Source organism: Anaeromyxobacter oryzisoli, from assembly GCF_022690765.1.
GTDB classification, from domain to species: Bacteria; Myxococcota; Myxococcia; order Myxococcales; family Anaeromyxobacteraceae; genus Anaeromyxobacter; species Anaeromyxobacter oryzisoli.
The window spans coordinates 49245-55475 of record NZ_JALCZA010000029.1; the positions used below are offsets into that span (position 1 = coordinate 49245).

General features: G+C 77.2%; 5 protein-coding genes. 1 reads left to right on the plus strand and 4 read right to left on the minus strand.

The window, feature by feature from the left end; genetic code table 11:
- Positions 1–5: 5 nt before the first annotated feature.
- Together MNZ27_RS11345 and MNZ27_RS11350 are read right to left on the minus strand one after the other, a co-directional pair.
- Positions 6–821, minus strand: coding sequence for a tetratricopeptide repeat protein (locus MNZ27_RS11345; RefSeq protein ID WP_242394172.1), 816 nt, complete (start codon positions 819–821; stop codon positions 6–8).
- Complete coding sequence (locus MNZ27_RS11350; protein ID WP_242394174.1) at positions 818–1669, minus strand: type 2 periplasmic-binding domain-containing protein; 852 nt, start codon at positions 1667–1669, stop codon at positions 818–820. The genes MNZ27_RS11345 and MNZ27_RS11350 overlap by 4 nt, the downstream gene beginning before the upstream one ends.
- Positions 1670–1768: 99 nt before the next feature.
- Between MNZ27_RS11350 and MNZ27_RS11355 the strand changes: the two genes are divergently transcribed.
- Positions 1769–4063 carry an efflux RND transporter permease subunit gene (locus MNZ27_RS11355; RefSeq protein WP_242394176.1) on the plus strand — a complete coding sequence of 765 codons (2295 nt, stop codon included), beginning with the start codon at positions 1769–1771 and terminating at the stop codon, positions 4061–4063.
- 39 nt (positions 4064–4102) lie between these two features.
- On the opposite strand, the gene hpnI is transcribed toward MNZ27_RS11355, so the two are convergent.
- Together hpnI and hpnK are read right to left on the minus strand one after the other, a co-directional pair.
- On the minus strand, positions 4103–5272 hold the full coding sequence (gene hpnI, locus MNZ27_RS11360; protein ID WP_242394178.1) for a bacteriohopanetetrol glucosamine biosynthesis glycosyltransferase HpnI: 1170 nt from the start codon (positions 5270–5272) through the stop codon (positions 4103–4105).
- On the minus strand, positions 5269–6231 hold a 963-nt coding region (hpnK, locus tag MNZ27_RS11365), incomplete at its 5' end, for a hopanoid biosynthesis-associated protein HpnK (protein WP_242394179.1). The genes hpnK and hpnI, both read right to left, overlap by 4 nt.

Consider the following 6231-nt stretch of genomic DNA (forward strand, 5'->3'; position numbering starts at 1 on the left):
GCGCCTCAACGCGCGGCGCCGACGTCCACCGGGCGGGCGGCCCGCTCGAGGAGCGCCTTCCCGTCCTTCACCCACTCCTTGGCGTCCGGCTCGGCGCTCCGCTCGGCGAGGGCGAGGGCGCGCTTCGTCGCGGCGCGCCCCTCGTCGGTCGCGCCGGTGGCGAGGAGGGTCTCGCCGAGCGCGAGCGGGTTCGGCGGGAAGTCCGGCGCCCGCGCGACCGCCTTGCGCGCCTCCTCGAGCGCCGTCTCCGGATCCCCGGGCCCCAGCGGCCACGCCGGGGCCCGGACGAGCACCAGCGCGAGGACGCGCTCCGGTCCCGCCGAGTCGATCGAGGGGTCCTCGGCGGCGGCGCGCCGGAGGTGCTCGACCATCTTCTTCAAGCCGTCGAGGGCGGTGCTCCGCTCCTCCTGCGCCTGCATGCCGAGGGCCTGCGCGAGGCCGTAGTCGCACCACGCGCTCGAGGGGGCGCGGCGAAGGCACCACTGGCCCGCGTCCACCGCCGAGCGCGCCAGGGCCCCACGGTCGGCGGCGCGGTCGTGATCGATGAGCCAGACCTTCGCCTCGATCGCGCCGTACAGCCCCTCGACGCCGGCCGGATCCACCTGCGCCGCGGCGACGAAGAGCGACTCGGCCTTGCGAACCTCCGCGACGTCGGGGCGCCGCTCCAGCGCGGCGCGCGCCTCCGCGAGGAGCTCGGCGGCGCTCCGGCCTGGCGCGACGTGCACCGGGCCGCCGAGCGCCCCGACGGGCTTCGGCGCGCGGAGCGCCGCGGCGCAGCCGAGCGCGAGCGCGAGCACGAGGGCGGGCGAGGCGGGTATCACCGCGATCCTCCCCGGAGCCGCCGGATCTCCTGGAGGGCGGCGGGCTCGAGGGGCACGAGCCGCTCCATCTGGAGCCCGCGCAGCGCGCTCGCGCCGTCCGGAGAGGAGGGGAGCGCGAGGAGCGCCTTCTCGAGGGCCCGCCAGCGGGCGGCCGGCAGCCGCTCCCCGACCGTCACCACGAACCCGGACGGCAGCTTGGCGGAGCGCGCGACGGCCTCGAGCTCGCTCGCGAACGGCAGGGACGGCAGCGCGGCCGTCTGCGCGCCGTCCAGCAGGACCGCCACCGGCTCGCCCTTCGCCGCCTTGCGCAACATGGAGAGCACCTGCGAGGACTCCACGATGCGCACGTCCTCAGGGAGGCGCCCCCACGACGCGAGCGCGCCTCGTACGAAGGCGGGGGCGTACCCCGCGGTGGACGAGAGGGTGAAGCCCGAGAGCGCCGCGGGGGAGGCGACCCGGCCGCGCCGGGCCACCAGGGTCCAGACCTCGCCCGGCTCGCGCGCTCCCTGCGTCACCACCTCGAGCCGCGGCACCAGCTTCAGCGCGGCGCCGTGCTTCACCACGAAGGGCAGCGGCACGAGCGCCGCGGCGGCGTCGGGCCGGCCGAGCCGCACGAGGCCGTCGCGCTCGGCGGGCTCGTAGACGGCGGCGAGGGCGCCCGCCGGCCAGCCGGCGGCGCGGGCGGCCGCGCTGGCGAGGGCGTCCATGCCCGGCTGCGCCTCGGCCGTGGTGCCGGGCTGTCCGGGGGCGCAGGCGACCAGGGTCACGGGGCGGGACGCCCGCGCGGGATCGGCGGCGAGGGCGGACGCGGACAGAGCGGCGAGGACGACGGCGGCTGCGACGCGCATCCGGTGGAGATTAACCCCTCCCCGCAGCGCGGCAAAACGCGAACGACGGATCACGAAGACGGGTCGCGACGCCCGACCGCTGGTAACCTGCGCGGGACCATGGCACCTCCCCGGACCCTCGGCCTCTTCCGCCGGATCGTCGCGCTGCGCGTCCCGATCCTGGCCGCCGCCGCGATCGCGACCTGCGCGGCGGCGATCCTCGCGGCGCGCATCCCCTCGGAGAGCGCCATCGACCGGCTGCTCGTCCCGTCGGATCCCGACTACGTCGCGACCCGCGCGTTCCACGAGGTGTTCCCCGAGGGGCAGTTCGTGCTGCTCCTCCTCGAGGCGGACGACCCCTATGCACCCCCGGTGCTGGGGGAGCTCGAGAGGGTCGAGGACGCGCTCCGGAAGGTCGAGGGCGTGACCCCGACGTCCGCGCTCGACGTGTACCGGCGGTCCCGCCCGCAGGACGTCCTGGACGCGCCGGGCGCGGCGGCGTTCCGGAAGTTCGTGGCGGGCGTCGACGTCTTCCGGCGGCAGGGGCTGGCGGGGGACCGGTTCATCTCCATCGCCATCGACCTCCAGGCCGCGACCGACGCCGAGCGGGACGCGGCGCTCGCGGGGATCGACGACGCGGTGGCGCGGGCCCGCACCGGCGCGGCGCGGGCGGTGCGCAAGGTGGGGGCGCCCTACGTCGAGTCCTGGATCGAGCGCCAGACGGGGGAGGCGTCGGGGCGTTACTTCCCCGTCTTCGGCCTCCTCGTGATCGTCCTGGTCCTGTTCCTCTACCGCTCGTGGCGGGCGTTGCTGGCGATCCTGCTCTCCCTCGGCGCGGCGGTGGCGCTCGCCGTCGCGGCCGGGGAGCTGCTCGGGTTCTCCTTCACCATCGTCTCCGCGCTGGTCCCGCTGACCGTGATGGTCACGGCCCTGGCGTCCCTCGTGTACGTGCACTCGCGGTTCGTGGACCAGCCGGAGGGGGTGGACGTGGACACGCACCAGCTCCACGCCCTGGCGAACAAGTTCCTCCCGGTCACCGCGTCCACGGTCGCGGCGTCGCTCGGCTTCGCGGCGCTGGCGGTCTCGCCCATCCGGCCGATCCGCGAGATGGGGATCTGGACCGCGGTGGGGCTGGTGCTGTCGTGGGTCGTGGTCTTCACGGTCTTCCCCTCGCTCCAGCGGGTGCTCCGGACGCCGACCGGCCGCAGCGTCGCGATCCGGACCCGGGTGTACGACGCGGTCGCGGGGGCGCTGCCCGGCTTCACCTACCGGTGGCGCTGGCCGCTCCTCGTCGGCGCCCTCGCCCTCGCGGCGGGCGGGCTCGTGGCGCTCACCGGGATCCCCGGGCGCCTCGCGCCGATGCGCATCGGCCTCGATCAGCTCGACTACGTGGACCGCGACCTCGCGATCCACCGCGACCTCGTGTTCTTCCAGCAGAACGTCGCGGGGCTGGACGTGGCGCGGGTCTGGATCCGGACCCCGCCGGGGAACGTCACCGACCCCGAGGTGCTCCGAGGCGTCGAGCAGCTCACCCGCGCCGTGGAGGGGCTGCCGCGCGTGAACGCGGTGATCGGCCCGACGACCTTCCTCCGGATGCGCCGCGCCCTCGCCGGCCAGGACCCCGCGCTCCCGGAGGACCCGGCCGCCTTCGCGCGCGCGTCGTCCGACGTCGAGCAGCTCCTCCTCACCGAGCCCGAGCTGCGCGGCTTCATCGACGTGGGGTCCCTCGCGAACGCGCAGCTCATGGTCACCTTCGACGCGAAGGACCAGGCCGCCTACCACGCCCTCGCGGACGGGATCCGCGCCGCCTGGGACCGGATCGCGGCGGCGGACCCGGCGCTCCAGGGCGCGTCGATGCAGGTGGTCGGCGAGGCGCTGCTCCAGGCGAAGGTGGGCGGGAGCCTCGTCCCGACGCTCACGGAGAGCTTCGCGCTCACCGCCGGGCTCATCGTGATCGCCTTCCTGTTCGTGTTCCGGAGCGCCTCGGCGCGGCTCCTCGCGATGATCCCCTCGGTGTTCGCGATCCTCGTGACCTTCCTCGGGATGCGCCTCTTCGGGGCGGGCCTGAACGTCGCGACCATCCTGATCGCCACCACCGTGCTCGGGACGACCGAGAACGACCAGATCCACTTCTTCCACCACCTGCACGAGGGCGAGGGGCCGGCCGGGCTCGACGGCGAGCTCCGGCACACGCTGCGCGTCGCCGGCCGCGCCATCCTGTTCGCGACGCTCATCAACGCGTCCGGCTTCCTCGGGCTGGCGCTCTCGAGCTTCCCGCCGATCCGGCAGTTCGGGGTGATCACCGCCGGGGCGTTCGCGCTCGCGATGGTCGCCGACTTCACCGCGCTCCCGGCGGCGCTCTGGATCCTCCGCGGGGAGCGGCCCGCCGGCGCAGGGGACCGTCGCCCGAGCTGATCGTCCTGCGGGCGCTCCGCCCCGACGGCCCTCGGGGGGTTAGCGCGCGCCGGGACCGGCCGCGGGCGTCCGCCGGGCCGACGGCCGGAGCCTCCCGGAGCGGTCCACGTCGAACGCCTCGCCCCGCCATCTCACCTGGCGGCCGGTCAGGGCCGCCACCCACACGGCGGCGGTGAGCGCGTCGCGGAGCGGCAGGAGGGGGAGCGCCCGGAGGGCGGCCCGATCCCTCGTGGCGCGCGCCACGCCGGCGGCGACGCCCCATCGCACCGCGAGCGAGCCCGCGAGCGCGCCCCACCCGACGGGCGCGAAGCCGGTCGCGAGCAGGGCGAGCAGGGCGAGCGGCGTCGAGAACGTGACGGCGTAGCCGACGTGGCCGGCCGGCTGGCTCGCGCGCGTGCAGCGCCCCCAGCGCACCTCGCGATCCCACCCGTCGCGGAACGCCGTGCGGCCCAGCACGCTGTCCACGATGTGCGAGGAGAGCACCACGCGCCGCCCGAGCGCCGCGACCCGGGCGCCGAGCTGGTAGTCGTCGGCGAGGTAGTCGGCGAGGGGGCCGAACCCGCCGATGGCGTCGAGGTCGCTCCGCCGGAGCGCCATGGTGGAGCCCATCGCGAACGGCATCCCGAGCCGGTCGCTCGCCACCACCGTGGACGGCAGGAAGGTCACGCCCATGTGGAGCGCCTCGAGGCGCGCCGCGAGGGAGCGCGGGGCGGCGCCGCGGTACGGGCACGTCACGAGCCCGACGCCGGGCGCCGAGAGCGCCGCCACGACGTCGCGGAGCCAGGACGGGGCGACCCGCATGTCGCTGTCCGTCGCCACGAGCACGCCATGGCGCGCGACCTTCGCGATCGCCTCGAGGAGGCAGGCCTTGCGGTTCGGGCCGGGCGCGGGCGCGACCACGACCCGGGACGGCACCTCCGGGTGCGCCGCGCGGAGCTCGGCGAGCAGCGGGAGGACCGGGTCGGCGGGGTCGGCCACCGCGAAGACGATCTCGTACTGCGGATAGTCGAGGCGGAAGAAGCTCTCGTGGCACTCCCGCGCGTCGGCGTCCACGCCCCGCACCGGCTTGAGCAGCGAGACCGGCGGCGGCGGGACCGGGAGCGGCGGCGCGGCGCCGCGGAAGTGGCGGCGCACGGCGACGAGCGCGAGGAGCCAGTACGCCCAGCTCGCCAGGGCGAGCAGGAGGAGGGCGCGGGCGAGGAGGGTCATGGCGCGGGCGGCTCCGGCGTGGCCCAGGACGCGAGGGCGAGGCCGCGCGCCGCGAGCGCCGCGCGGACGGCGGGATCGAGCAGCGCGGCGAGGTCGCCGGGGTTCGACCCCCGGGCCGGGCCGGGCTCGGTGCTCGGGTGGAGGAACAGCTCGGTCGTCCCCGCGGGCAGCCGGGCGGCGAGGGCGCGCACGTACGCGGGCCCCATCGCGCCGCTGCGGACCAGCCCGTGCACGCGGTCGGCGTACCGCAGGCCGAGGCGGCGGGCGAGGCGGCGCGCCCGGAGCGCGAGCGCGCCGAGGATCGCGCCGTCGATCGCGGCGCGGCGAGGCCGGGCGTCGGCGAGGGCGGCGACGCCTTCCCAGGGGAGGCGGATCCCTCGGGCGCCCGCGCGCGCGGCGAGCTCCGCGACGAGCGGGAACGCGAGCGGGTGGACGTGGAGGTGGTGGTGACCGTCCACGTGGGCGAGGGGGAGGCCCGTCGCCGCGAACCGCTCGAACTGCGCGGCGAGCTCCCGCGCGAGCTCCCGGCGGGCCGCGCCGCTCGCCGCGAGCCCGAGCCCGGCGCGGGCGGGGTCGGCGTGGAGGCGCCCGTCGGGGCCGACGAGGTGCGGGATCTCCGCCGGCGGGAGCGCCGGGCGCGCGTCGGCGAGGACCAGGTGGAGCCCGATCGCCAGCCCCGGGTTCGCCCGCGCGAGGGCGACCGCCTCGTCGAGGGCGTCCCCGGTGACCATCAGGCTCGCGGCGGTGAGGACGCCCTCGCGGTGGCCCCGGACGATGGCGGCGTTCACCGCGGGAGACGCGCCGAGATCGTCGGCGGTGACGATCACGCGGCCGCGGAGGGGGGCCGTCGGGCCGCGGGCGGCGGCGTCGGTGGGCTGGGGCGCGCGGGGCACGCTCACCTCGAGCCCTGCGCGCCGGCGAGGGTGGCGAGGCCGCCCGCCCCGCGCGCCCAGGCGTCG